This is a genomic window from Hyphomonas sp. GM-8P (assembly GCF_003263315.1).
In the GTDB taxonomy this organism is placed as follows: Bacteria; Pseudomonadota; Alphaproteobacteria; order Caulobacterales; family Hyphomonadaceae; genus Hyphomonas.
The window spans coordinates 1-25,159 of the sequence record NZ_AWFE01000116.1 but is presented as its reverse complement, the minus strand read 5'-3'; the positions used below and the strand labels follow the sequence as shown (position 1 = coordinate 25,159).

Sequence of the window (25,159 nt, the reverse complement as noted above, 5' to 3'; positions counted from 1 at the left end):
CGCATTCGAAGGACTAGCATTGCCTGCAACAGAGCGGCTCGAAGACCGCGTGCGAAATATGTCGAGGGGAGGAACACCGACATGGCTGTTTGGAGTCGTATTCTACTGGCTGGTTCAGCGCTGGCGCTGCTGGCCGCATGCGGGCCGAAGGACACCCCGCCTCCGCCGGAGGAAAAAGGATTTGCTGCCGTCGACACGGCGCGCATCGAAACGGCCTCGGCCGGTGCAGAATGGCTCACCTATGGCGGGACCTATGATGAGCAGCGCCACTCCTCGTTGGACGCGGTCAACAAGGACAATGTCGACCAGCTCGGCGTTGCCTGGACGTTCGACCTCGCGACCAACCGGGGCGTGGAAGTCACGCCGATCGTTGTCGATGGCGTGATGTTCGTCACCTCTGCCTGGTCCGTCGTGTATGCGCTCGACGCAAAGACTGGCGAGCTGCTCTGGGAACATGATCCGGATGTCGACCGTGCGGTTGGCGTCAACGCTTGCTGTGACGTCGTGAACCGCGGCGTCGCTGTTTATGACGGCAAGATCTATGTCGGCGTCATCGATGGCCGCCTTCAGGCGCTGGATGCGAAGACGGGCGATCTCGTCTGGGAAAAGGTGACCGTAGACCAGTCCAAGCCCTACACGATTACAGGCGCCCCGCGCGTGGTGAACGGCAAGGTGCTGATCGGAAATGGCGGCGCGGAACTTGGCGTGCGCGGATACATCTCCGCCTACGACGCAGAGACCGGCGACAAGATCTGGCGCTTCTACACAGTGCCGAACCCGCAAAAGCAGCCAGACGGTGAAGCATCTGATGCAGCCTTCGAGCAGGTCGGTAATGCGACCTGGGGCGACGAAGGCGCGTGGGTCACCGATGGCGGTGGCGGCACCGTCTGGGATTCGATCGTCTATGACGAAGTGAATGACCAGATCATCTTCGGTGTCGGCAATGGCTCTCCGTGGAACCGGACATTCCGTGACCCGTCGGGCGGGGACAACCTCTTCCTGTCTTCCATCGTCGCGGTCGATGCGGATACTGGCGAGTACAAGTGGCACTTCCAGACGACGCCTGGCGACAACTGGGACTACACCGCCACGCAGACCATCATTCTGGCGGACCTGCCGCTCGGACCGGATGGTGCCAGCCGCCGGGTTGCGATGCAGGCCCCGAAGAACGGCTTCTTCTATGTGATCGATGCCGCGACCGGCGAGTTCATCTCTGGCGATGCCTTCGGTCCGATGAACTGGGCGACGGGTCTCGATGAGAACGGCCGCCCGATCGAGATCGCTGCGGCACGTTATGGCAAAGAGCCCTACCAGCAGCTGCCGGGCCCGCTGGGCGCGCACAACTGGCATCCGATGGCCTATAATCCGGACCTGGCGCTGGCCTACATTCCGGCGCAGGAAATTCCGCAGGCCTATGCGGAAGACCCGCTTTTCTTCTCCAAGGACACTGCGTGGAATACAGGTGCGGACTTCGCCGCCGGCGTGCCGCCGATCGCGCCGCCGGAAGTGGCCAAGTTCCTGCGTTCGACCCTGAAGGGCCGCCTCATCGCCTGGGATCCCGTGGCCCGCGCGCCGCGCTGGACCGTGGAGCATGACAATGCCTGGAATGGCGGCGTGCTGTCGACGGCTGGCGGTCTGGTCTTCCAGGGCAAGCTGAACGGCCACTTCGTTGCTTATGATGCTGCCACCGGAGACGTGCTGTGGGACTACAATGTGAAGTCCGGCGCTGGCGCCGGGCCGGGCACCTACATGATCGATGGCGAACAGTATGTGACCATCGCAACGGGCTGGGGCAGTGCGTTCGCCTTGGCTGCAGGCTTCGCCTATGACGACAAGGTGCCGTCGACCGTTGGCAAAGTGGTGACCTTCAAACTGGGTGGTACCGGTGAGATTGCAGATGCAGACCTCACGCCGATTGACCGCACGCCGAAAGCCGAACCGTTCGGAACAGATGCTCAGCTGGCGGAAGGCGTCGTCGACTTCTCCCGCAACTGTGCTGTCTGCCACGGCCCGCTGGCCGTCAGCTCCGGTGTGCTGCCGGACTTGCGCTGGTCGGCCATCTCGGCTGACCCTGAAGCCTGGAAAGGCATCGTGCTGGAAGGGCACTATTCGGCAAACGGTATGGTCTCCTTTGCGGAGTATCTGAGCGAAGACGATGTCGAGGCGATCCGCGCCTATGTGCTCGCTCAGGCGCATGCGGCGACCGCAGCGGAGGATGGAGGCGAGTAAAGCCTCTTTCCATCCGACGAATCCTGTAGCGCGGCCCACTGGGCCGCGTTACTGTTTTCGGATGCAAGTACTTCTGTTCCTGCTCGGCATTCTGGTGGCGATCGGTGTCTGGTCGTGGCGGATCCGTATGGCGCGGGAAGGTCTGCGTGAGGCCGGCAAACTGGCGCAAACGGCGATCAACATGCCGCGCAAACTGGCATTCAAATACAGGGCAGGGCGGGGCGGCCTGGGCCTGATCGAAGATCCGCGGGAAGCGGCCGCCATCATGATGATGGAAGTAGCCCGCGCCCGCGGAGGCCCGCTGACGGAGAGCCAGACCGCCGCGATTGACCACGAAATCATGCATCATTTCGAATTCAGTCAGGAAGAAGCCGATGCCCTGACAGCGCATGCGGCCTGGGTTACCAACTCAGCCCCGCCGCCGGCAGAGACCATGCGCAAGCTGAGCCAGTTGATCGTGTCATCTTCCGTGCTCGGTCCAAAAGAGATTATCGATCTTGATGCCATGCTTGTGGCGGTGTCCGAGGCCGAAGGCCTGCCGACCCGTGACCAGCTGGCGCTGCTGCAGGTCTATCGGGACAAGGCCGGCCTGAAGACCTGAGTTGCGCCGTCTGTCATCTGGCCCTAGGGCAGTTCAATGACTGCGACGACTCTGCCTTCTGCCTATCGGGCCAAAGTGCTCAACGAAAACTGGACCAATTTTTCGGTGCTGCGCCATGGTGCGTTCGATGGCGTGCTGGTCACATCGAAGAATTCGGGGACGCACTGGCTGAAATACATGCTGGCTGTGGCGCTTGCTGAAACGCACGGGATCGAGCCACCAAAGTACTTCTCCGAGAATGCCGTGCGGCCCTATATCGGCTGGCCAAAGGATGCGCCGGTTTTCCCGCAGCTTCCCAGACTTGCCTTCAGCCACACGATCCCGCACCGCCTGGTGGACTGGGGCTGGGCGCGTGGCTTGGCCGGTCTGCCGCCTTATGTGTTGGCGGTCCGGCACCCGATGTCGATCCTCGCCAGTCACCACGCAAAATGGGAATACGACATCAAGGTCGACTGGCTGACCTATCTGGAAGGTGATCCGGCCGGCTCAAGATACCGCTGCGATCTCTACTGGCTCGCCCGGTTCTGGAACCGCTGGGGGGAAGTCCTGGCCCGTCACGGTGAGTCCATCCTCGTGGTCCATTATGAGGACACGCTGAAAGACCCGCGGAAGATCCTGGAAGCCGTTGACCGGCATTGGAACCTGAAGCTCACGCCAGCCTCCATTGATGCGGCGCTGAAGGCAGGCACGAAAGAAGCCATGGCTGAGAAAGTCGACCCGGAAGCCGAGCCGAACGTCCTGCAGAATCGCAAGACCAGCCTGTCGGACCTGTTTTCTGGTGAAGCGCTGGAGATTTATCAGCGCAAGATCGGCGAATTGTTCCGGCACGACCTTGGATACGACCTGCTCAGTCTTCCGTCTTGAGATAGCCGCTGGATCGTCCGTCCGGCCCATATTTGATCCACCAGGGTTCTGCCTTGGCCTGCGCCTCCAGTTTCAGGAAGTCGGGATCTGACAGAACGGCAGCCGAGTAATCCGCTGCGGCACCACTGAGCGGCAGGCCATAAGTTCTGAATCTTGTGACGACTGGCAAGTAGAAGGCATCTGCTGCGCTCCATTTACCGAACAGGAACGGGCCATTCCGGCCATATTCGCTGCGCAGGCCGCTCCACAATTCCTGAATGCGATCAATATCGGCAGCGAGCTTGCTGGTCATTTCCGGCGGAAGCTCCCGGCCCCGGATATCCATCGGGCACTGGCTGCGCAGTTCCGGGAAGCCGGCATGCATTTCGCTCGCGGCGGCGCGGGCGACAGCGCGGGCGACCGGGTCTTCCGGCCAGACCGTACCAGGCGGGGCCCATTCGGCGATCCATTCCGTGATCGCGAGACTCTCCCAGATCGTCTGGTTATCCCAGATGAGGAGCGGCACTTTTGCGGTCGGGCTGATTTCCTTCAGGCGTGCCGTCGTTTCCGGAAAATCGAGCGGCACGATGATTTCCTCCACTGGTAGACCCACTTTGCGGGCCACCATGAGCGGGCGGATCGACCAGCTGGAATAGTTCAGGTTTCCCAGAACGAGGCGCCTCATGCGGGTTTGCCTTCCCCGATAGCCCAGCGGGTCTCATTGATATGAACGTGTCCGAACACGCCCCCGGTGACATAGGGGTCCTGCGCATGGATCGTTTTTGCAGCGGCAAGATCCTCTGCTTCGATGAGGAACACAGAACCGACCATGTTGCCGCCCTCGTCCAGAAGCGGTCCGGCCATGCGTACGCAGGCGCCAAGTTCCGCTGCCCAGGCCAGGTGGGCTGGCCGGGCCTTGGCGCGCGCTTCGGCGCCACCATCGGTCTTATCCAGGCAGTGCAGGCAGAAAAGGGGCATAGGTTTACTCCATCCAGACGTCCGGCGGACGCTATCGCACAGTCGGCCGCACCTGCCTATGGCTGCCGCGACAGATTTTGTGCTTCCTGAATGAATCATTGATCCTTCAGTATTTCCCGGTATGGTCCGGCTCCATGAACGATACCACTGATACCCGCCAGCTGATCCTGGATGCCGCCATCGAGCGGATCCTTCATTATGGCTATGCCAAGACCACGATGTCGGAGATTGCCAAGGATTGTGGCATGTCCGCCGGCAATATCTACCGCTTCTTCGCGTCCAAGCTGGATATTGCTGAGGCATTGGCCCGCAAATTCAATGGCGAGATGTATCAGGCCTATGCGTCGATCGCCCGCGAGAAGAAACCTGCGCCCGAACGTTTGCGGGAGTTCTTCGATTACGGCATGGTCAGCACCTATCAGGCGATTGAAGCGAAAGCGAAGATTCTCGAAGTTGCCGAAGTTCTGGCGGACGAACGGCCGCTGTATATGAACGAACAGATGGCGCAGGAGCGTGTCTATCTGGTGCAGATTCTTGAAGATGGCATTCGTGACGGCGTATTCCGGCCGCTCGAGCGGCTCGATGAAACTGCCGAATTCATGCAGGCGGCATTGATGAAATTCCGGTTCCCTCAGCTGTTTTCCCACCTCACCCTGCCGAAACTGAAGCGGGAGCTGAAAGGAGTCCTCGACCTGATCCTCGCGGGCCTGTCGAAAGACGCCAGCGTTCCATGAGTAGGTAAAAATACTAAACTCTGAATAATTTTAAAATCGTTCATTGATTTGTGTTCATGGTTTCGCTATATGAAGCTCGTGGACGGCAAATGTTGCCGTTCCCGAACAAGGAACAGAGACAATGACCCTTTCGAAAACTGAATCCCGCCAGTCGCTCGTTGCCCTCATGGCAGCTCTGCCGTTCACGGTTGGCCTGATCGCCACCATGGTGTCATTCGCCGAATTCGTGGTTTAAGGCGTTGAGCCGTTTCGAGCAGACCCTTCAGGCCTTGGCGCCCCGGCGTCCCGTCGCATAGGCCGGATCTGACTTCGCCGCCGCTTCATCCAGCGGCCAGCGCGGTCTAGCCCCGGCGCCAAGGTCACCTGCCTCGTTTTCGAGGCCGCCTGCAAGCCGCTCCGCCCCGGCAAGGGCAATCATCGCGGCATTATCCGTACAGTGCCGCATGGGTGGTGCGATCAGGACCGCGCCTGCTGCATCTGCCACTTTTTCCAATCCGGCGCGGATTGCCTTGTTCGAGGCGACGCCGCCCGCCACGACAAAACGCTTTCCGGAATCATTGCCCGGATTGAAATCCTCGAGCGCCCGCCGGGCCTTTTCCGATAACACGTCCACGATGGCCGCCTGAAAACTGGCGCAGATATTGGCCATGCGCGCATCCGTCAGCGCTTCTGCCTCGGCGGCGCGGGCGACGGCTGTCTTCAATCCGGCGAAACTCATGTCTAGGCCCGGCCGGTTCAGCAGCGGCCGGGGAAAATCGATCGATTCGGGGTCGCCGTCTGCGCCAATACGCTCGACGGCTGGTCCACCCGGAAATCCTAATCCCAGCAATTTTGCGGTCTTGTCGAAGGCTTCGCCGGCGGCATCATCAATCGTCGAGCCGAGTCGGCGGTAGTCGCCAAGGCCACGCACTTCCAGAAACTGGCAATGCCCGCCCGAGACCAGCAAGAGCAGGTAGGGGAAGGGGCAGTCATGCGTCAGCCGGGGGCTCAGCGCATGGCCTTCCAGGTGATTGACCGCCAGGAAGGGCTTGCCCGCCGCCTGCGCAATCGCCTTGCCCGTCATCATGCCGACCAGGACGCCGCCAATCAGGCCGGGGCCGGAGGTTGCCGCCACCGCGTCGAGATCTGTATAAGACAGGCCGGAATCGGCCATGGCTGCAGCGACTGTCTGGTCTGCGAGTTCGGCATGCGCCCGCGCAGCGATCTCCGGCACGACGCCCAGATAAGGTGCATGTTCTTCCAGCTGGGTGTGGACTTTTTCGGACAGGATCTGGACCCCGCCGTCAGGTGCGAGGCGGATCACTGCCGCCGCGGTCTCGTCGCAGCTGGTTTCAATGCCGAGGAGGGTCAGCGGGCGTGTCATGCCGGGCATATAGCGCCGGTTTCCAGCCCGCCCAAGCGGGGATGTCTTCGGCACCGGGCGCTTTTCTGCAGAATATCTGTAAGAACATCGAGTGGGCTGACACTAAAAAGGGCATGACACAACAGGCTGATCAGGATGCGCTTTATCAGCGGGCCGCCGATGCGTTCGGTCCGGCGCTGCAGCGTGTCGCCCGCGCTAGTGAGGCGAACCCGGAAAAGTGCCGGGACCTCCTTCAGGATATGCATGTCGCGCTCTGGAAGAGTTTTGCTGTGTTCGATGGGCGTTGTCAGCTCAGCACCTGGGTCTATCGCGTCGCGCACAATATAGCCGCGCGCCACGTCGATCGGGAGCGCAAGCACAATCATGCAAGGATCGATCTTGGCGATATCTCCGAGATCGCGGACGACCTTAATATGGCTGGAGCGGTGGAGAAAATCGACGCGCTTGACCGCCTGAACGCCTGGATCCGGCGCCTGCAGACGCCGGACCGGCAGGTCCTAACGCTTTATCTCGAGAACCTGCCTGCCGCCGAGATCGCCGACATCACCGGTCTTTCTTCCGGCGCCGTCGCCACTCGTATTTCCCGCCTTAAGGCGCAGCTTGCCAAAGACTTCCAGGAGCCGCCACATGCCTGACCGTGATCCTTTTCAGGCCCTTTGGACTCAGCAAAAAAAGGAGACTTTCACCATGTCGCTTGCCGATATTCGCTCCCATTCGCGTCGCTTGCAGTCCCGTGTCCGTACGCGGAATTTTACTGAATATGCCGCTGCAGGCCTCGTAATCGTCCTGTTCGGCTGGGTGGGCTTCCTCATTCCGGACGCAGTCGTGAAGACTGGTGCGTTTCTCATAGCGCTCGGTGCGGTCTATGTGGCTTTAGCCCTCCACCGGAAAGCCCGCGCCATGAACTTGCAGCCAGATGGTGGACAGCCTCTGATAGCTTTTCACCGTGCGGAACTCATACGTCAGCGAGAGGCGTTGGCGACCGTGCCGCGATGGTATCTGGCGCCCTTCGTGCCGGGCATCCTGATATTCATGGGAGGAGTCTCCTTTGCGCCGGATACCGGTCTGCCATTGCTTGACCGCCTCAGCCAGTTTGGCATTTCGCTGGCGATTGTGAGTGCGGTCTTTGCCGGTGTTGCTTGGTTGAATGTTCGAGCCGTGAAGCAACTTGATGCCGAAATTGCTGCATTAGATGCTGCAGGTGCCAGTGAGTGATCCATAATCGCAGCGTCAATTGACCCGACGCAGGGTTGCCCCTTTTCCGGGACCGGGAACAGGATAAGACTTTCCGCGGAAGACGCAGGAAAGGGCGGCTGAATGGATATAGATCGCAGGGCGTTTATTGGCGGCGCAACCTTGTCGGCCAGTTTCCTGGCGGCTTGCCAAAAAAGTACGAATGCGCCGGAGAACGCGCCGCCGTCCAATACGCCATTGGTTCCTGACGATCAGGTCACCGGACCGCTGAGAGATTATATCGAGCAGCATCGTACCGCTTGGGGCTTGCCGGGAATGACCGTCGCCCTCGTCACGCGAGACGGCTATGAGGCGGTCATAACATCGGGCTTTGCGGATATTGAACAGAACATTCCGGTTGGGCGGGAACATCTGTTTCAGGTCGGCTCGATCTCGAAAATGTTCACGGCGCTGGCCGCTTGGTCGCTCATTGATGAAGGCCGTCTGTCTCCGGATGTGAAAGTGCTGGACGCCCTGAACGGATTGAAGATCCGTGACGGGGAAGACATTCACCTCCGGCACCTGCTGGATCATACGTCTGGACTGCCAGGAGACTCTGCCCTGTTTCCGGAAGATGGCTTGTGGACTGGCTTCAAGCCGGGATCGGACTGGTCCTATTCGAATTGCGGTTACCGGCTGGCAGGCAAGATCATTGCGCATGCAGACGGACGTCTGTTCCCGGACGTCGTGAAGGCGCGTGTACTCGACAAGATTGGCATGGTGGAAAGCGTCGCTGCGATGCACGTTGCAGACCGCCCGCGCTATGCACAAGGTTATGAACCTGCGCTGACAGATCGGTTGAATCCGATCCCGGTCCGGATGACGCCTGCCCCATGGGTGGATAGCGACAGCGCGGCCGGAAACATCGCGTCCACGCCAGACGATATGATAAAATTCCTCCGCTTCATGATCCATGTCGCGGATGGCAAAGGCGGCGGCGTTTTTTCCGACGAGGCCGCAAAGCGCTTCCTCGCAGATCCAGTGCAGGGCTGGGGCCCCGGATCACAATACGGAAACGGTGTTGCGCGGGTCGAGATCGATGGGCGGGAATACCTGCACCATACAGGCGGCATGATTTCCTTCAGTTCGTCCCTCGACATCGATCCTGAGGCGGGCGTCGCTGCCTTCGCCTCAACCAATGTCCATTACTCGCTCAATTACCGGCCGAAGGATGTGACCGTACATGCCTGCGAACTCATGCGGGCCATGCAGGAGGGTGCTGCAGCGCCTGCGCCGAAGCCGCCGCGTGAACCGCTGGATACGCCCGAACAATATGCTGGCCGGTTCATTGCCAAAGACGGCGACCAGTTCGATGTTGTCGTGTCGGGCGGAGACGTGCGTTTGCGGAAGAACGGACGGGACAGCGCGCTCTACTGTGCAACCGACCGCCTGTTCGCTACCGATGACCCCGACCACGCGATCACTGGCATCGTGATTGAGTCAGTGGATGGCAAGGCGGAGCGTGCCTGGTGCGGGGATGTGGAATACCTGATCGATCCATCCACGGGGTACAAACCACCGCCGCCAGAATCGCTGAGCGTTCTGGGCGGGCGGTATGACAATGACGATCGCTGGGCGGGCCCCATCTATGTCCATGTCCGAGACGGGAAAGTCCTGCTCGGTAATATCGTGGAACTTTTCCCGGGTGACGGCGGCATCTGGCGAACGGCGGATGCCTCCTCGCCAGAGCAGATCCGTTTCGACGGTGTGATCAATGGCGTCCCGCAGAGAATGCTGTTCTCCGGCATCCCCTATATCCGGCGGTTCAGCTAGGCCGTCGCGCGCGTCAACCAGCAGGCGGCGGTGAACTGAATATCCGGGCCGGAGATATACTCGCTGAAGCCGTCGCGGATGGCTGAAATGACGCGTTCGCGGGTGGCGTCGTCTGATTTCGCCAGCATCTGCCCGACCGGGCCCATGAGGCTGAGATAAGTGTCGAGCGCCGCAGCCGGGAAGGCGCAGACCATGTCGAGCGCTTCACTGGAAACATCGGTCCATCCAGCTGCGTCGAGAATGCCGTGCACTTGATCCTGGTCAGCAAAAGCGAACTGACCGGGGCCGCCGCCCCGCTTCGGCAAGTCTGGCAGGAGCGGCGCGGCTGCCCGCTCGGCGACGGTCATGAACGGATTCTCGGTGATACTCCGCCAGGAAATCATGGCGAGCCTGGCATCGGGTTTCGCGGCGCGGCGGAGGTTCGCAAAGGCTGCGACGGGATCGGAGAAAAACATCACGCCGAAGCGGGAGACGATGAGGTCAAATTCGCCGGGCGGGAAGGCATGGGTCTGCGCATCCCCGGCGAGGAAGCGGGCAGGGGAGCCATCTTTTTCCGCAAGCGATTCCGCATGCGCGATCATCGGGGCGGAAAGGTCGAGCCCGAGCGCCGTGCCCTCCGGCGTTATGCGGCCGGCAATGGCGCGCGTTGTGGCGCCCGTGCCGCAGCCGACATCCAGCACGGCGTGTGCGCCGGCCTCTGCCGCCATGTCCGCCAGCAGCGTCTCAAAGCCGTGGAAGGCCTGGTCCAGCACGGCCTGCGCGGTGATCCAGCTGCGCGCGCCGGGGCCGTTCCACAGTTCGGCCATTTGGGGGTTTGCCGTGTTCGTATCGCTCATGTCCGGTCCTCTGCCTTGTGTTTCGAATTCGATAGGCGCACATTGCCACTTCAAGCCAGCTTGAGGTCAAGCATGAAAGATCCGGATATTTCAGAGGTCGCAAAACAGTCCGGCGTGCCGGCCTCGACGCTTCGATATTATGAAGAAAAAGGGCTGATCGCCTCAAACGGGCGGCGCGGCCTGAAGCGAACCTTTGATCCGGGCGTGTTCGAGAAACTGGGCCTTATCGCCCTCGGCCGGGCGGCCGGTTTCACGCTGGACGAGATCGCCGCAATGATGTCACCGGACGGGCCGCGGATCGACCGGAAGCGCCTGATCGAGAAGGCCGACGAACTGGATGAGAAAATCCGCCAGCTGACCGCCATGCGCGACGGCCTGCGCCACGCTTCTGCGTGCCGCGCACCCAGCCATATGGAATGCCCGAGCTTCCGCCGGATCCTGAGGGCGGCCACGGTGGGAAGGATTGCCGCACCTGCGAGTGCGGCGCCCGGAAAGTAGGGATCAGTCCCCATCCATCCGCAGGGCGGCGACGAAGGCTTCCTGCGGGATTTCCACTTTGCCGAACTGGCGCATGCGCTTTTTACCGGCGGCCTGCTTGTCGAGCAGTTTCCGTTTCCGGCTGGCATCGCCGCCATAGCATTTCGCCGTCACGTCTTTTCTCAGGGCGCTGAGCGTTTCGCGCGCGATCACTTTGCCGCCGATCGCAGCCTGGATCGGGATCTTGAACATCTGGCGCGGGATCAGGTCTTTCAGGCGTTCGCACATCTGGCGGCCCCGGCTCTCAGCCCGGTCGCGGTGCACCAGCATGGCGAGGGCGTCGACCGGCTCGTCATTAACGAGGATTTGCAGCTTGACGAGGTTTTCCGCGCGGTGGCCGATGATCTCATAGTCGAAGCTGGCATAGCCGCGGCTGATGGATTTCAGGCGGTCATAGAAGTCGAACACGACCTCGTTCAGCGGCAGTTCGTATTTTACCAGCGCCCGCCCGCCGACATAGGAAAGTTCGGTCTGGATGCCGCGTCGGTCCTGGCAGAGTTTCAGGATCGCGCCCAGATATTCGTCCGGCGTGTAGATCGTCGCGTTGATCCACGGTTCGCGGATCTCCTTGATCTTGGTCACTTCCGGCATGTCGGCCGGATTGTGCAGCTCGATCTCGGTGCCGTCGGTCATCGTCATTTCGTAGACCACGGACGGGGCCGTCGCGATCAGGTCGAGGTCGAATTCGCGACTGAGGCGCTCCTGAATGATTTCGAGGTGCAGGAGGCCAAGGAAGCCACAACGGAAGCCCATGCCGAGCGCCGCACTGGTTTCCATCTCCCAGGTGAAGGAGGCATCGTTGAGACGCAGCTTGCCCATTGCGGCACGCAGATCGTCGAAGTCGCCTGCATCCATTGGGAAAAGGCCGCAGAAAACGACTGGCTGGACTTCCTTATAGCCGGGCAAGGCCTTTTCGGCCGGGCGGCGCTCTTCGGTGATCGTGTCACCGATGGCCGTGTCGCCGACTTCCTTGATCGAAGCGACGAAATAGCCGACTTCGCCGGGCCCGAGTGTGTCAACTTCGGTGAGCTTCGGATTGAATGTGCCGACCTTGTCGACCTCATATGTGCCGCCGGTCCGCATCATGCGGATCTTCTGCTTGGCCTTCAGCACGCCGTCATGCACGCGCACGATCACGACGACGCCGAGATAGGGGTCATAATAGGCATCGACCAGCGCTGCCTTGAGCGGCGCGTCCGCATCGCCGGATTCCGGCGGGGGCAGGCGGGTGACGATCGCTTCCAGCACGTCGGTAATGCCAAGGCCCGTCTTGGCGGAGGTTTCGATCGCATCGGAGGCGTCGAGGCCGATAATGTCCTCGATCTGGTCCTTCACGCGCTGCACGTCGGCTGCCGGTAGGTCCACCTTGTTGAGCACGGGCACGATTTCGAGGTCCTGGTCGATGGCCTGGTAGACGTTCGCCAGCGTCTGGGCTTCCACGCCCTGGGAGGCATCGACCACGAGCAGTGCGCCTTCACAGGCGGCAAGGCAGCGGGAGACCTCATAGGAGAAATCGACGTGTCCGGGCGTGTCCATCAGGTTGAGGACGTATGTCTCACCATCCTTCGCCGTATAGTTCAGGCGCACTGTCTGGGCCTTGATGGTGATCCCGCGCTCCTTCTCGATGTCCATCGAGTCGAGCACTTGTTCCTTCATTTCCCGGTCTGTCAGGCCGCCGCAGGTCTGAATCAGGCGGTCCGCCAGCGTCGACTTGCCGTGGTCGATATGGGCGATGATGGAAAAATTCCGGATTTTGTCACGAGGTGTCATTCGCGCGATATAGCGGTGCCAGAGCGGGGCGGGAAGAGGGCTTTGGCTGGGCGCGTCGCGCAGCGGCCCGCGCCAGACGAAATGTTGCCCTCAATCGCAGCCCAAGAGGGTGTTTGGGTACGACGACGCCATGACTGTACCGGACTAACTACGTGCCTCACCGGGTTTCCGCTGCACTTTTGCCGGTGTAAGGGGGATCATGGCTGACACACAGCACTCCTCACCGGCCAAGACCGGCATCACCGAAGACGGCTTCCTCACGGATTGCTGGTATCTCGCCGCGCCCTCGGTAGAGCTGAAGGCCGGAAAGCAGCAGCGCATCATGGTTCTGGGCGAGCCGGTCGTCGTGGGCCGCACCCCGGCGGGCGAGCCGTTCGCCCTGCGAGATATCTGTCCGCACCGCCTTGTGCCGCTGTCGGCCGGCCGGCAATTGGAGACCGACGGTGAATGGGCGCTGCAATGCCCGTATCATGGCTGGCGCTTCGGCACCGATGGCGGCTGCAAGCTGATGCCGAGCCTGACGCCGGATTCGCCCTATGATGCTTCCAAGGTGAAGGTGCGCCGCTATCCGGTGCATGAGGCGAATGGGGCGGTCTATCTCTACGTCGCGCATAATCCGCGTTTCGAGGGCGAGCCCGCCGTGTCGCCGCCAGATTTCGGGCCGCTGCCGGCGAAGCCCAAATTCATCATTCACGATGTGTTCAACGCACATATGGACGATGCCGTCGTCGGCCTGATGGATCCGGCGCATGTGCCCTTCGTGCATAATCAGTGGTGGTGGCGTCCGCCGTCGGCGGGCCTGAAGCTGAAAGAGAAGCCCTTCGTGCCGACCGAGCGCGGCTGGGCCATCGATCGGCACTCGCCCTCGTCCAATTCGAAACTCTATCGCTGGATCTTCGGCGGCGACGTGCAGACGGAAATCCGTTTCCAGCTGCCCGGCTATCGCTGGGAGATCGTCTCCAACGACACTGCGCGCCTGCTGACGCTGACCTGCCTGACCCCGGAAGCGCCGAAGAAGACGCGCATCACCCAGTTCACCTGGTGGACGGGCGCGCCGCTGCTGAACCTCGCCATTCCGATTGCGAAGCCTGCGGGCAAGAAATTCCTCGATCAGGACGGCACGATGGTGAACCTCCAGAATGAGGGTATGGCGCACCAGAAAGCGATGCTGTGGATCGACGACATCGACGTGCAGGCGAAATGGTACCAGCGCCTGAAACGCGAATGGACCGAGGCGCGCACCGAAGAGCGTGAGTTCAACAATCCGATCGAACCGCGCACGCTCCGCTGGATGAGCTAAGGCGGCTCGCTTCAGGCAGGGGGACAATTTGAAAATTCTTGTCCTTGGCGGATACGGCCTGATCGGCCTTTCAATCACGAAAGCCTTGCTGGCCGCCGGGCATGAGGTGACCGGGCTTGGCCGCTCAGCCGCGAAGGGCTGCGCCGCTGCACCACAGGCGGACTGGGTTGCGCGCGACCTTTCTCAGATGACGGAGGAAGCCGGCTGGATGGACGTTTTGGCCGGCATGGACGTTGTGATCAACGCGGCCGGCGTGCTTCAGGACGGCATGAATGATCGCGTCATGGCGGTCCAGCGCGATTCCGTGCAGGCCATGGCGGCTGCCTGCAAGCCAGCGGGTGTCCGGCAGATTGTCCAGATTTCCGCCCCCGGCGTTTCAACAAGTTCGGATACGGTGTTTTACCGGTCAAAGGCCGAAGGCGACGCTGCCGTGAAGGCGAGCGGCGTGCACTGGGTTATTTTCCGCCCCGGCCTTGTCCTGTCGCCTCAGGCTTATGGCGGCACCAGCCTGCTGCGCCAGCTGGCCGCCGTGCCGCTGGTCCAGCCGGTCATGCTGGCGGATGCAGATATCCGCACCGTGCATGTGGACGATGTGGCCGGCGCTGTCGTCCGGGCGGTCGAGAAGGGGCTGACGGAGGTGGATGCAGACCTTCTTTCCTCCGAGCCCGCACGCCTTGAAGACCTGATCCTTGCCATCCGGTCCTGGCTCGGCTTTGCCCCGCCAAGGGCGGTGATCCGTGCACCATACTTTCTGGGCGCGTTCACCGCGCGGCTGGGGGATCTTGCCGGTTGGCTTGGCTGGCGCCCAGCGCTGCGGACAACGTCCCTGAAAGTCCTGGGGAAGGGGGTGACGGGAAACGCAGAGCAATGGCCGGTGAGAAACCTGTCTGACACGCTGTCGGCCTTGCCTTCCACGGTGCAGGAGCGGACCTATGCGCGCACCGCGCTGCTCTATCCTTTCCTGCTATTTATCCTGTCGGCTTTCTGGATCGTCTCCGGCGTCATCGGCTGGACGCAGCAGTCTTCAGCCATGGCCGTCTTCGGGCCGGAGATGCCCGCAGCGCTCGCGAAAGCGTTCGTTCTCGGCGGTGGGGTTGCCGACATCGCCATCGGCGCAGCGCTGCTGATCCGGCCGCTGACGCGCGCGGCCGCGCTGGCCGCTGTGTTTGTCAGCCTCGCTTATCTTGCAGGCGGCGCGGTCCTTGCGCCCCATCTCTGGGCTGATCCGCTGGGGCCGATGGTGAAGGTGTTTCCGGCCATCGCGCTGACCCTGACTGTCTGGACCCTGACGGAGGCGCGCTGATGGAGTGGATGCATTTCCTGCGCTGGACGCACATTATCGGAGCGACGGTCCTGCTTGGCACTGGCGCGGGCATCGCCTTCTTCATGGTGATGGCGCACCGCACACGCGATGCGCGGCTGATTGCGCACACGGCGTCCATTGTCGTGATTGCGGACTGGCTGTTCACGGCGACCGCGGTGGTGGCCCAGCCAATCACAGGCGCGCTGCTGGCCATGGAAATGGGCTGGCCGCTGACGCAGGGCTGGATCGTCGCGGCGCTGGGGCTCTACGTCTTCACCGGTCTGTTCTGGCTGCCGGTCGTCTGGATCCAGCACAAGCTGCGCGATCTTGCGCGCGACGCGGCGGAGACGGGCGCGCCGCTGCCGGAGCGCTACTTCCGTCTTTACCGGATCTGGTTTGCCTGCGGCTTCCCGGCTTTCTTCGCCGTGCTCGCGATTCTCTGGCTGATGGTTGCCCGCCCGGCCTTCTGATTATCTTGTCAGATTTAGCGGACCCTGCCGGGAGCCGGAAAGGGGATGATGGCATCCTGACTCAATTGAATCTGGGCGCATCACCCCCACCCAGCCTGCGTATTGGTCAAAAAGTGCGAGAATTGACCTTCAGCGTGACAATTCTTGCCGCTCCTGAGATGAGTGCGGTATTCAGGAAACGCCAATGAATGTCGAAAACCTGCCAGATTTGAACCCGCCACAGGACCTTGGGGACGTTCATGACCCTTCACGTCCGATTCTGTCCCTGGCTGTTGAGAAGGATGGAGCGCACCGCGTCGCCGCCCACGCGCATGATCGCGGGCATATCGTCTGTCCCACGAGCGGCGCCTATTGGATCGTTACGCCGGAAGGCACCTGGCTGGTTCCGGCGGGGTTCGCCTTGTGGATTCCGCCGGGCATGCATCACGAAATCTACTCCCACGGCTCGGTGGCGGCCCGCATCCTGTTCATCGATCAAGCCTGTGCCGGGCAGCTGACGCCCAACGGAGGGGTCGTGAAAGTCACGCCGTTCCTCGAAGCGCTGCTGGAGCGCGCCATGCGATATGGCAACGATTATGAGGCGGACAGTCCCGCCGCACGACTGGCGCAGGTGACGCTTGACGAATTCGCGGATCAGGAATTTGCCTCACTGTTTCTGCCGGTGGCGAAGGAGCCGCGGCTGGCGCGGGTCATGCGGATCCTGATCGATGCGCCCGGTCAGTATGCCGGTATCGCGGAACTCGCGCGAGAAGCCGGGGCGAGCGAACGGACGCTGGCGCGTCTCTTCCGGAAAGAGACCGGCATGACGTTCACGCAGTGGAAAACCAACCTCACCCTGCTGCATTCCATGGAGCGGCTGGAGAAGGGGGAGGCGGTTGCGGATGTGGCGCACGATCTCGGCTATGCCAGCCCGTCGAGCTTTGGATACATGTTCCGGCGGCGCCTGGGCGTCTCGCCCGGATCCTTCCGGAAGAGTTCGTAATAGCGCCTAGTTGCCGGTTGCGAGAAACACCTCAGACGCCGCGACCGTCAGGGCGGAGACGTCTGCATCCAGAGTGTCCGGCCGGGCAGCGGTCGGATAGGCTTCGTCCAGCAGGGTCAGCGCCCCGCGGATGGCTTCGGCCGCATCCGGGTTCTCGGCTTCGATGGCGACCTCAGCCTCTTCGAACTGGTCTTTCGCCGCCGTGTAGAAGCCGTAGCCATCGAGATAGGGTTCGTAGAATTCCGACTCCATGGCGAGGCGATACATCTTGGTGGCGCGGTCGATCATGTCGGCGACCACACCGGTGGTGATGCTGGATGGGCTGGAGCCATCGTCCGGGGCATTGCCGGCGACCGTGCGCAGCGTGGCGATAATGGTCGCTGTGCGGGCATTGATGTCCTCGACGCTGGCGCCAGCGAACACGGCGGCGGAGGCTTCCAGGAACTGGTCGGTGAAATCGGATACGCCGCGCGCCTCGAACACCGGCTCCATGTCGAACAGGACTTCGGACACCGGGTGGGCAAACATTTCGCCGGCGGCCTGCGCTTCGCCGTCACGATAGGCATCGCGGGCGGCCAGGACGTGGGCCTCTGCTACCGTGAGCGCGATGTTGTAAACAACCGGATCGGTGAGGGCGGCTTCAATGGCGACACCGCCTTCGCCTTCGCCGGAGGAGGATGCCGCGCCGTTCACTTCGTCCAGCTTCGCTTCGACGTCGGCTTGGCTGGGGGCGCCGGCTGCAGGCTGTTCGCTGGTCGCAGGCTCTTCCTTAGCGGCGGGCTCACCGCAGCTGGCCAAGGCCGTCGTGGTCATGAGGGCGGCGCCGAGGCCGAGATGCGTCCAGCGTTTGATCTTGATGTCCATGGCCGTGCAGGGCTCCTTCGGTATCCGGAAAAATGTGTCTGCGCCCCTCCTGCCCGAAATGAGAAGCATTCGCAACTTATATTCCGCCGCAGCAGCAGTCTGGCGTCCTCAGTGCCCGCTTGACCGCCGCGGCGGGCGAGGTTCAGATGCCGGAAAAGCGAGGGAGGTCGTGCCAATGTTCAACCTGAAGCAGTCATCCGCCATTGTTGCCGGCATGGCGCTGGTATCCCTGTCGGCGCAGGCCCAGTCCTGGGGTGCGACGGCCGATCCGCAGAAACTGCCTGATAATACGCCTTACTGCATGCTCTGGCTGGGCGAGGCTCCCCCATTGATGAATTTCATGGCGACCCCGACCGGTGTCAAATATGTCGTGGTGGCCGATGCCTTTGACGATGTGCCGGTTGGTGCTCCGGTGTCTTTCGATTTTGGGGATGGCACATCGGTTTCCGTCGCGCCGGCAACTAAGCCGAAGCCGGCCGAATATCCGGGTCTTGTCTCTGGTGGCGTCTCTGAAGAGGCGTTGTCCACGATCCTTACCCGTGTGTCGCTTGGCAGTTATGGCGAAGCGCCGATGACGGTAAAGGCCGGGCAGAAGACTCAGGAGTTTCACCTGCGCAGTGCCGCAGGCGATTCCGGCCTGTTCACGAGCTGCAAGGACGAACTCTGATGGCCTTGCGGGAGTGAACAAATAGAGAATACAGTAGCGCTTCGTTAAGCAACACCCGCGATACGTGGCTGGATGACTCACACGATTCGAATTCTCGGTATCGACCCGGGCCTGCGCCATACCGGTTGGGGCGTGATCGAGCTTGCTGGCATGCGGCTGACGCATATTGCCCATGGCGTGATCTCGGTGGATCCGAAGCTGGAGATGGCAGAACGCCTGGGCGGCATCTTCGAGGCCGTGGGCGAACTCGCCCGCTATCACCAGCCAACCGCCGCCGGGGTGGAGGAGACGCTGGTCAATGCCAACCCGCGCTCGGCGCTGAAGCTCGGCCAGGCGCGCGGCGCAGCGATGGCAGCCCTCGCCATGGGCGGCGTACCGGTCGCTGAATTTGCACCCCGCAAGATCAAACTCGCCGTCGTTGGTACCGGCACGGCGGACAAGGAGCAGGTCATGTTCATGGTGAAGCGCCTCCTGCCCAAGGCGGCGGACCTGAAATCTGACTCTGCCGATGCGCTGGCCTGCGCCATCTGCGCCGCGCACCATCTGCCGGCTGACATGAAGCGGGGCGCGGCATGATCATCGGACGGCTTGTCGGCGAGGTTGCAGGTCTCGGCACGGATCACTTGCTCGTGGACGTGAACGGTGTCGGCTATGTCTGCATGGCGGGCACGCGGCTGCTCTCGCGCACACATGCGGGGGAGAAGATCACCGTTCATGTCGAAACGCGGGTGACGGAGAATTCCATCACACTGTTCGGCTTCGGTACGGATGAAGAGCGCGCCTGGTTCGTCCGTCTGCAGGATGTCCATGGCGTGGCCGGCAAGGCCGCGATGGCGATCCTCGATGCGATCACGCCGGCGGAACTGATGGATGCGATCGCGCTCGGCGATGCCAAAGTGCTGGAGCGCGCAAAGGGGGTCGGCAAGAAGCTGGCCGAGCGGATTGTGCACGACTTATCCGGCAAGGCGCCGCCGCTGGGGCGGTTCGGCAAGTTCGAGGCCGCCAGTGCCGCAGGCATGGCGAGCGCGCCTGTGGCCGCGGCGACCGGCGCCCGGGGCGAGGCGATCTCGGCGCTGGTCAATCTCGGCTATTCCCAGTCCGATGCGGCGCGGGCCGTGGCGGGTGTTGCGAAAAACGCCGGTGACGAGGTTGGTGTGCTGGTCAAGGCGGCGCTCAAGGAACTTGCGAAATGAGCCGCGAGGGGTCTCTTTCGGATCCGAACGCACAGGGCGGCGACGCGCTGGACCGGGCGCTCCGTCCTCAGACGTTTGAGGATTATGTCGGCCAGCGCAAGGCGAAGGCGAACCTCAAGGTCTATGTTGAGGCCGCGCGCGGTCGGTCTGAGGCGCTGGATCATGTGTTGCTGTTCGGCCCGCCGGGCCTCGGCAAGACGACGCTGGCGCAGATCCTTGCCCGGGAAATGGGCGTTGGTTTCCGCGCCACGTCAGGACCCGTCATCGCCAAGGCCGGCGACCTGGCCGCGATCCTCACCAATCTTGAGCCGAACGATGTCCTGTTCATCGACGAGATTCACCGCCTGCCGCCGGTCGTGGAGGAAATCCTTTATCCCGCCATGGAAGACTATGCCCTCGACATCGTGATCGGGGAGGGGCCATCGGCCCGATCCGTGCGGCTGGACCTTGCGCCCTTCACGCTGGTCGGCGCTACCACGCGCGCGGGCCTGTTGGCGACGCCGCTGCGCGACCGGTTCGGCATTCCGGTGCGGCTCGAATTCTACGAGCCGGAAGAGCTTGGCCGTATCGTCATGGCGGCGGCGCGCAAACTGAATGCGCAAATCACGGAGGAAGGCGCCGTCGAGATCGCCAGCCGTGCGCGGGGCACGCCGCGGATTGCGCTGCGCCTCTTGCGCCGTGTGCGCGACTTTGCCGAGGCCGCCGGCGACGCGATCAACCGGGAGAGCGCCGCCAGCGCGCTGAAGCGGCTGGAGATCGACAGCGACGGCCTCGATGCGCTTGACCGGCGCTACCTGCATGCCCTCGTGAACACCTATGCCGGCGGGCCGGTGGGCGTGGAGACACTGGCCGCAGCGCTGTCAGAGGCGCGCGATGCGGTGGAAGACGTGATTGAGCCTTACCTGATGCAGCGCGGCTATGTTGCCCGCACGCCGCGCGGGCGCGTCGCGGCGCCGCTCGCCTATGAACGGCTCGGCCTTCCGGTGCCGGGCGGCCAGCAATCCGGCCTGTTCGGCGAGAAATAGGTCATTCGGCCACCAGACACAATTTGAACACTATTGGCGCGCGAGGATGAAGATTGCGGCTTTTCTGCCGCGTGATCCGAAAGGAACCTCCATGCTTCGCCAGACCTTCACCGCCCGGACGCAGCTCCGGTCGGGAGCCTTTGCATTGCTGTGCGCAGTATTGGTGGCTTTCCTTCTTGCTGGTGCCGCAACAGCGGAAAACACCGTGCCGGACAACGCAACCGCCAATTCCTATAATACGGGCTGGAAATGCGATGACGGGTTCCAGGAACAGGATGGCGCTTGCATAGGTGTTCAGTTGCCTGACAATGCCTATCTGAACAACCGGTCGTTTGGCCGTGGCTGGGTCTGCATGTTCGGGTTTGAGCGAATTGACGAAGCCTGCGTTCCTGTGGATGTGCCCGATCATGCCTTTCTGGAGCCTTCCGGTGTCCGGTGGAGCTGCGAGCGCGGCTATGAAGCGAAAGACGGCGAATGCCAGCCGGTTGATGTGCCGGAAAACGGCTATCTCAGCGGACTCAGCTATAATGACGGCTGGGCGTGCGAGCGCGGCTACAAGGCCGTCAGGAATACCTGCGCCGAGATCATCGTGCCGGAACATGGCTATCTGAGCTCCGAACGGTCTGGCCCTGGCTGGAAGTGCGAGCGCGGCTACATCGCGTCAGGCGATTCCTGCGTCTCGCTGAACGTGCCGGAGAATGCCCACATCGGATACATGGAAGAACGCTGGGAATGCAACAAGCCTTATGTTCAGCGTGGGGACGTGTGCGTGCTGCCATGAAGGCCGGGTGATCCCGGTTTTCGTGGCAGTGACGACCCTGCGCTCAGCACTTTGATCCGGACTGGCCCCATAGCCATCCGGTTACAGAACAGTCGGCCCCTATGGACCCTTGGCGCAGCGGGCGCCGTGGCGCTCCACCTGGTGTCAAGAAATAGGCTAAGGAGTGGAGCGTTACCGCCTGCCGCGCCGACTGGAGAGCTCGGTCAGCGAAGGACCAGAAAACGCGCCAGTGGCGCGTTTTCCCGGAACAGGCCCAAAGCGTAAGCGCAGGGCGGCGGGCATGCCTTTCGCTGTCGCTCAAGGCCTTCTCGAGGAAATTGATCCGCCGGATCAATTTCTGATCTTTCGAAGTCCCTTCACCCCCCACTCGACCGGAATCTCTAGACTTGCCCCGGCCGTTACCCCGGGTGCAAACCCATCTCTCCAATCCTCCCCAAAGCAAACCGAACGGTACCGGCCGGCCCCCGCCCCGAGAAGACCCGCCGAATGGCCGGGAAGGTTTATGTGTTGGATTGAGAGTGCAGATCGCGCGCTGATCTCCAGCAACGGTGGGGAGGAGGGCAGATGACGATGTGGGGCTGGAGATCATCTCTCCCCACGCGTCAGGGTAGCATGACGGCGCCGCCTTTCCAGAAGATCGCGATCAGGATGGAGGCCGCCGACACGATCAGCGACAGTGCCGCCATCCGGGTGGAAATACGGAAGCGGGATTTGTCTTCCTGCAGATCCGCCAGCACGCTGGCCAGCAGGGGGAAGTTCACGCAGTGGCGGTCGCCCCCGATGCGCAGGGAGAACATGTTCACACTGTCGCCATCGCCGGTGTGCGAGCCGTATTTGGCGTTCATGTGATAATAGAGCCGACCGAAGACCAGGTCCGGGTCACAGCGGAAGCGCCTCGCCAGCACATCGATATCGATCGGCACCCAGATCTTTGTGGAGCGGGTCTTGTTTTCGTCGGAGAAGTCGCCAAAGGCGCGCTCATAGCGCTTGTAGATCTCCGCCAGCAGGCGCTCGTCCGTCGGGATCTTCGCCATCGGTCTCCCCTCCGCTTGGCTGCGGGTTGAGGATGGCAGGGGAGGGGTGGGAGGGCAAGACCAGCTTGTGGCACAGTTGGACAAGATTTACCGAGTAGCTGGTCCAGTGGTCCTAAGCCGCTTCAAGTTTGTGGAATTCACGGTGCCAGCGCAAATATTCGGGATGTGGTTGATGTTCTGGTCTGGATGGGCGCACTAATTTCCGACTTGGATTGATAAGTCTTTCGATGCTGCCTTTGTCGTTCACTTTTCTTGAAATGAGAATGTCATCGTTGGCCGCGATGCCTATTAGTCCCCTGTCAAACATCCAATGGATAGTTCCGGATAAGGCTAGGCCGTTGCATATTCTATCTGACCCTCCGTGTTCGACGGGTCGGATATGTGCAGCTTCGGCTTCCGCTCGGCCTCCCCCATTTACGAAATTCCAGCCAGTAATTGCGCAACGTTTGTTGTATGCGTGAAGTACTGCAGTTCGAAACCTAGGATCGCGGACTTTCCGATTCAGGAGTTGTTCGATAATTCTTCTATCTACCTCGTGCTCAAAGCCGAGTTGATCTTCTTTTACACCACTTGAGCGCCCATGATCTTTCTCGCCTGTCCGAGGTAGCTCAACTTGGGTATCGGGCCAAGCTAGACCAATAATCCGATCGAAGACTTCGTTTGAAATATGTCGAACGGATTTTTGGGAAACACCGCTATTCGCAGAACCGTTTTTGCCGGCCAAAGCGGGCTCGATATAAGTCCCGTCTACAACCCTTGGGATAGGCTGAGCGAAGTCGGCGTAGGTGTTACTGAGCACTGATGCGTAGTAATGCTCGTCAAGCGTTGGATCGGGCGTAATTTCACCAAGTTGCGCTGTCGCGAAATAACACCCTCGATTTTCAGGACTAACGCCAAGATCTTTCACGGGTGTGTAGAACACGACCCAGTCACCAGCGACTTTTTCCATACTATCAAGATGGTAGCTGGAAAAATGATACCGACTTCCCACATCATCATCATATCTGGAGGAAGATTTCTGAATGAGAATTGCCTTGGTCATCCGAGTAATCTCGAGTGGTCAGTTCTTCCCGAACTTCCGGTCACGCCCTGCCAGCAATCGCAACCGTAGCGCGTTCAGGCGGATGAAGCCTTCCGCGTCTTTCTGGTCGTAGGCGCCGTGGTCGTCTTCGAAGGTGACGATTTTCTCTGAGTACAGAGAATAGGGGCTGGAGCGGCCGATCAGGTAGGCCTGGCCCTTGTAGAGCTTGATCGTCACTTCGCCGGTGACGAAACGCTGCGAGTGGTCGATGGCGGCCTGCAGCATTTCGCGCTCCGGGCTCCACCAGAAACCGTTATAGATGAGCTCTGCATATTTCGGCATCAGCTCGTCTTTCAGGTGCGCGGCGCCGCGGTCGAGCGTTGCCTGTTCGATACCGCGGTGGGCGACCAACAGGATCGTACCGCCGGGCGTCTCATAGATGCCGCGGGACTTCATGCCGACGAAGCGGTTCTCGAGCAGGTCCAGCCGGCCGATGCCGTGCTTCTTGCCATAGGCGTTGAGGGCGGTCAGCAGCGTCGCCGGGGACATTTCCTCGCCATTGATCGAACAAGCATCGCCCTTTTCGAAACCGATGGTGATGATCTCCGGCTCGTCCGGCGCCTCTTCCGGGGAGATCGTGCGCATATGGACGAATTCCGGCGCGGGCTGGGCCGGGTCTTCCAGCACTTTGCCTTCCGAGGAGGAGTGCAGCAGGTTTGCATCGACGGAGAAGGGGGCCTCGCCGCGCTTGTCCTTGGCGATCTCGATGCCGTGGGATTCGGCGAATTTCAAGAGGTCCGTCCGTGATTTGAACTCCCAGTCGCGCCAGGGGGCGATGACCTTGATGTCCGGGTTCAGGCCGTAATAGCCAAGCTCGAAGCGGACCTGGTCGTTTCCCTTGCCGGTGGCACCATGGCAGACGGCGTCGGCGCCGACCATGTCGGCAATCTCGATCTGGCGCTTGGCGATCAGCGGCCGGGCGATGGACGTACCGAGCAGGTAGACGCCCTCATAGACGGCATTGGCGCGGAACATCGGGAAGACGTAATCGCGCACGAAATCCTCGCGCACATCCTCGATGAAGATGTTTTCCGGCTTCACACCGGCAGCGAGCGCTTTCTTGCGCGCCGGTTCCAGTTCCTCGCCCTGTCCGAGGTCTGCCGTGAAAGTCACAACTTCTGCGCCGAACTCGGTTTGCAGCCATTTCAGGATGATCGAGGTGTCTAGACCCCCGGAATAGGCAAGAACGACCTTTTTCGGGGCGGATTTCGGCGTGGACATGGAGAATTTTTCCCTGAGCGCTGCAGCTTGAGGCTGTTGCATTAAGGCGACGGCTGGCCCGTGACAAGCGGGGAGCCGCTATCGAGTTGCTTTCGATGCGCCATGGTTTTCGTTACATTAATCGTTTACCGTAACTTAGAGGGCAGGTTAATCGTCTGCACTGTGGGGTTAAGGTCATGATCGACAGGCAAAACGACGGAAACGGGGCGGCCAGCAAGGCCGCTGACGCTGGGTCTTTCCGGGCCCGGCTGATGGCGCGCCAGGCGGCGCGGCCACAGTCCACGCTCGCCATTGATTCCGGCATTCTCTACCGGCCAGGCGCCTCCAGCACGCCGGAAAGC

General features: G+C 61.6%; 26 protein-coding genes. 17 read left to right on the top strand and 9 right to left on the bottom strand.

The annotated features are described in order from the left end of the window. The first annotated feature begins 81 nt into the window (after window positions 1–81). The 3 genes from HY26_RS16450 to HY26_RS16440 all read left to right on the top strand — a co-directional run bounded on the left by HY26_RS16450 (window position 82) and on the right by HY26_RS16440 (window position 3,694). Window positions 82–2,229, top strand: a complete 2,148-nt coding sequence (locus tag HY26_RS16450; RefSeq protein ID WP_034766806.1) for a PQQ-dependent dehydrogenase, methanol/ethanol family — start codon at window positions 82–84, stop codon at window positions 2,227–2,229. A gap of 61 nt (window positions 2,230–2,290) precedes the next feature. Further along, window positions 2,291–2,830, top strand: coding sequence for a hypothetical protein (locus HY26_RS16445; protein ID WP_034766804.1), 540 nt, complete (start codon window positions 2,291–2,293; stop codon window positions 2,828–2,830). Between the two features lie 36 nt (window positions 2,831–2,866). Continuing rightward, window positions 2,867–3,694 carry a sulfotransferase family protein gene (locus HY26_RS16440; protein WP_034766802.1) on the top strand — a complete coding sequence of 276 codons (828 nt, stop codon included), beginning with the start codon at window positions 2,867–2,869 and terminating at the stop codon, window positions 3,692–3,694. On the opposite strand, the gene HY26_RS16435 is transcribed toward HY26_RS16440, so the two are convergent. After that, on the bottom strand, window positions 3,678–4,358 hold the full coding sequence (locus HY26_RS16435) for a glutathione S-transferase (RefSeq protein ID WP_034766800.1): 681 nt from the start codon (window positions 4,356–4,358) through the stop codon (window positions 3,678–3,680). The two genes, HY26_RS16440 and HY26_RS16435, sit on opposite strands and share 17 nt — an antisense overlap. Then, window positions 4,355–4,651, bottom strand: a complete 297-nt coding sequence (locus HY26_RS16430; protein ID WP_034766797.1) for a YciI family protein — start codon at window positions 4,649–4,651, stop codon at window positions 4,355–4,357. The genes HY26_RS16435 and HY26_RS16430 overlap by 4 nt, the downstream gene beginning before the upstream one ends. Before the next feature lie 134 nt (window positions 4,652–4,785). Between HY26_RS16430 and HY26_RS16425 the strand changes: the two genes are divergently transcribed. Next, window positions 4,786–5,385: a TetR/AcrR family transcriptional regulator gene (locus tag HY26_RS16425; protein WP_034767067.1), complete on the top strand. Its 600-nt coding sequence runs from the start codon at window positions 4,786–4,788 to the stop codon at window positions 5,383–5,385. Window positions 5,386–5,647: 262 nt separating this feature from the next. Here the strand turns inward: HY26_RS16425 and tsaD are convergent, their stop codons facing one another. Continuing rightward, window positions 5,648–6,757, bottom strand: a complete 1,110-nt coding sequence (tsaD, locus tag HY26_RS16420) for a tRNA (adenosine(37)-N6)-threonylcarbamoyltransferase complex transferase subunit TsaD (RefSeq protein WP_034766795.1) — start codon at window positions 6,755–6,757, stop codon at window positions 5,648–5,650. Window positions 6,758–6,861: 104 nt separating this feature from the next. On the opposite strand from tsaD, the gene HY26_RS16415 reads away from it, so the two are divergent. The 3 genes from HY26_RS16415 (at window position 6,862) to HY26_RS16405 (ending at window position 9,754) form a co-directional block, all read left to right on the top strand. Beyond that, window positions 6,862–7,383 carry an RNA polymerase sigma factor gene (locus HY26_RS16415; protein WP_034767064.1) on the top strand — a complete coding sequence of 174 codons (522 nt, stop codon included), beginning with the start codon at window positions 6,862–6,864 and terminating at the stop codon, window positions 7,381–7,383. Further along, window positions 7,376–7,963 (top strand): hypothetical protein, encoded by a 588-nt coding sequence (locus HY26_RS16410; RefSeq protein WP_034766793.1) that lies wholly within the window; start codon window positions 7,376–7,378, stop codon window positions 7,961–7,963. Before HY26_RS16415 ends, HY26_RS16410 begins: the two co-directional genes overlap by 8 nt. A gap of 102 nt (window positions 7,964–8,065) precedes the next feature. Next, window positions 8,066–9,754: a serine hydrolase gene (locus HY26_RS16405; protein WP_034766791.1), complete on the top strand. Its 1,689-nt coding sequence runs from the start codon at window positions 8,066–8,068 to the stop codon at window positions 9,752–9,754. Here HY26_RS16405 and HY26_RS16400 read toward each other — a convergent pair. After that, window positions 9,751–10,590 (bottom strand): class I SAM-dependent methyltransferase, encoded by an 840-nt coding sequence (locus HY26_RS16400; RefSeq protein ID WP_034766790.1) that lies wholly within the window; start codon window positions 10,588–10,590, stop codon window positions 9,751–9,753. The two genes, HY26_RS16405 and HY26_RS16400, sit on opposite strands and share 4 nt — an antisense overlap. A 72-nt stretch (window positions 10,591–10,662) precedes the next feature. On the opposite strand from HY26_RS16400, the gene HY26_RS16395 reads away from it, so the two are divergent. After that, window positions 10,663–11,088: a helix-turn-helix domain-containing protein gene (locus HY26_RS16395; protein WP_034766789.1), complete on the top strand. Its 426-nt coding sequence runs from the start codon at window positions 10,663–10,665 to the stop codon at window positions 11,086–11,088. 3 nt (window positions 11,089–11,091) lie between these two features. Here HY26_RS16395 and lepA read toward each other — a convergent pair whose 3' ends face one another. After that, entirely contained in the window at window positions 11,092–12,897 is a 1,806-nt protein-coding gene (gene lepA, locus HY26_RS16390) for a translation elongation factor 4 (protein ID WP_034766788.1), read from the bottom strand. Between the two features lie 199 nt (window positions 12,898–13,096). Here lepA and HY26_RS16385 point away from each other — a divergent pair, with 199 nt between their 5' ends. The 4 genes from HY26_RS16385 to HY26_RS16370 all read left to right on the top strand — a co-directional run bounded on the left by HY26_RS16385 (window position 13,097) and on the right by HY26_RS16370 (window position 16,952). Further along, the gene (locus tag HY26_RS16385) at window positions 13,097–14,197 is read left to right on the top strand and encodes an aromatic ring-hydroxylating dioxygenase subunit alpha (RefSeq protein WP_034766787.1); all 1,101 of its coding nucleotides are present in this window, start codon (window positions 13,097–13,099) and stop codon (window positions 14,195–14,197) included. Window positions 14,198–14,225: 28 nt separating this feature from the next. Next, a complete protein-coding gene (locus tag HY26_RS16380) occupies window positions 14,226–15,500 on the top strand; it encodes an SDR family oxidoreductase (RefSeq protein ID WP_034766786.1) in 1,275 nt (424 codons plus the stop codon). Next, the gene (locus HY26_RS16375) at window positions 15,500–15,970 is read left to right on the top strand and encodes a DUF2269 domain-containing protein (RefSeq protein WP_051600039.1); all 471 of its coding nucleotides are present in this window, start codon (window positions 15,500–15,502) and stop codon (window positions 15,968–15,970) included. The genes HY26_RS16380 and HY26_RS16375 overlap by 1 nt, the downstream gene beginning before the upstream one ends. 184 nt (window positions 15,971–16,154) lie before the next feature. Next, the gene (locus HY26_RS16370) at window positions 16,155–16,952 is read left to right on the top strand and encodes a helix-turn-helix domain-containing protein (RefSeq protein WP_034766785.1); all 798 of its coding nucleotides are present in this window, start codon (window positions 16,155–16,157) and stop codon (window positions 16,950–16,952) included. Between the two features lie 6 nt (window positions 16,953–16,958). On the opposite strand, the gene HY26_RS16365 is transcribed toward HY26_RS16370, so the two are convergent. Next, the gene (locus HY26_RS16365) at window positions 16,959–17,816 is read right to left on the bottom strand and encodes a hypothetical protein (RefSeq protein WP_034766782.1); all 858 of its coding nucleotides are present in this window, start codon (window positions 17,814–17,816) and stop codon (window positions 16,959–16,961) included. Window positions 17,817–17,991: 175 nt separating this feature from the next. On the opposite strand from HY26_RS16365, the gene HY26_RS16360 reads away from it, so the two are divergent. The 5 genes from HY26_RS16360 to HY26_RS16340 all read left to right on the top strand — a co-directional run bounded on the left by HY26_RS16360 (window position 17,992) and on the right by HY26_RS16340 (window position 21,482). Next, window positions 17,992–18,483, top strand: coding sequence for a hypothetical protein (locus tag HY26_RS16360; RefSeq protein WP_034766780.1), 492 nt, complete (start codon window positions 17,992–17,994; stop codon window positions 18,481–18,483). A gap of 72 nt (window positions 18,484–18,555) precedes the next feature. Continuing rightward, window positions 18,556–19,059 carry a crossover junction endodeoxyribonuclease RuvC gene (gene ruvC, locus HY26_RS16355; RefSeq protein WP_034766778.1) on the top strand — a complete coding sequence of 168 codons (504 nt, stop codon included), beginning with the start codon at window positions 18,556–18,558 and terminating at the stop codon, window positions 19,057–19,059. Next, window positions 19,056–19,676, top strand: a complete 621-nt coding sequence (gene ruvA / locus HY26_RS16350) for a Holliday junction branch migration protein RuvA (RefSeq protein ID WP_112074146.1) — start codon at window positions 19,056–19,058, stop codon at window positions 19,674–19,676. The genes ruvC and ruvA overlap by 4 nt, the downstream gene beginning before the upstream one ends. Continuing rightward, a complete protein-coding gene (gene ruvB, locus HY26_RS16345; protein ID WP_034766776.1) occupies window positions 19,673–20,701 on the top strand; it encodes a Holliday junction branch migration DNA helicase RuvB in 1,029 nt (342 codons plus the stop codon). The genes ruvA and ruvB overlap by 4 nt, the downstream gene beginning before the upstream one ends. 91 nt (window positions 20,702–20,792) lie before the next feature. Continuing rightward, window positions 20,793–21,482 carry a hypothetical protein gene (locus HY26_RS16340; protein ID WP_034767058.1) on the top strand — a complete coding sequence of 230 codons (690 nt, stop codon included), beginning with the start codon at window positions 20,793–20,795 and terminating at the stop codon, window positions 21,480–21,482. A 602-nt stretch (window positions 21,483–22,084) separates the two neighbouring features. Here the strand turns inward: HY26_RS16340 and HY26_RS16335 are convergent. From HY26_RS16335 to HY26_RS16325, 3 genes are all read right to left on the bottom strand, one after another. Further along, window positions 22,085–22,516: a hypothetical protein gene (locus HY26_RS16335; RefSeq protein ID WP_034766775.1), complete on the bottom strand. Its 432-nt coding sequence runs from the start codon at window positions 22,514–22,516 to the stop codon at window positions 22,085–22,087. Window positions 22,517–22,628: 112 nt separating this feature from the next. Continuing rightward, window positions 22,629–23,558 (bottom strand): HNH endonuclease, encoded by a 930-nt coding sequence (locus HY26_RS16330; RefSeq protein ID WP_081813122.1) that lies wholly within the window; start codon window positions 23,556–23,558, stop codon window positions 22,629–22,631. Between the two features lie 18 nt (window positions 23,559–23,576). After that, entirely contained in the window at window positions 23,577–24,818 is a 1,242-nt protein-coding gene (locus HY26_RS16325) for an argininosuccinate synthase (RefSeq protein WP_034766773.1), read from the bottom strand. Between the last annotated feature and the right edge of the window lie 341 nt (window positions 24,819–25,159).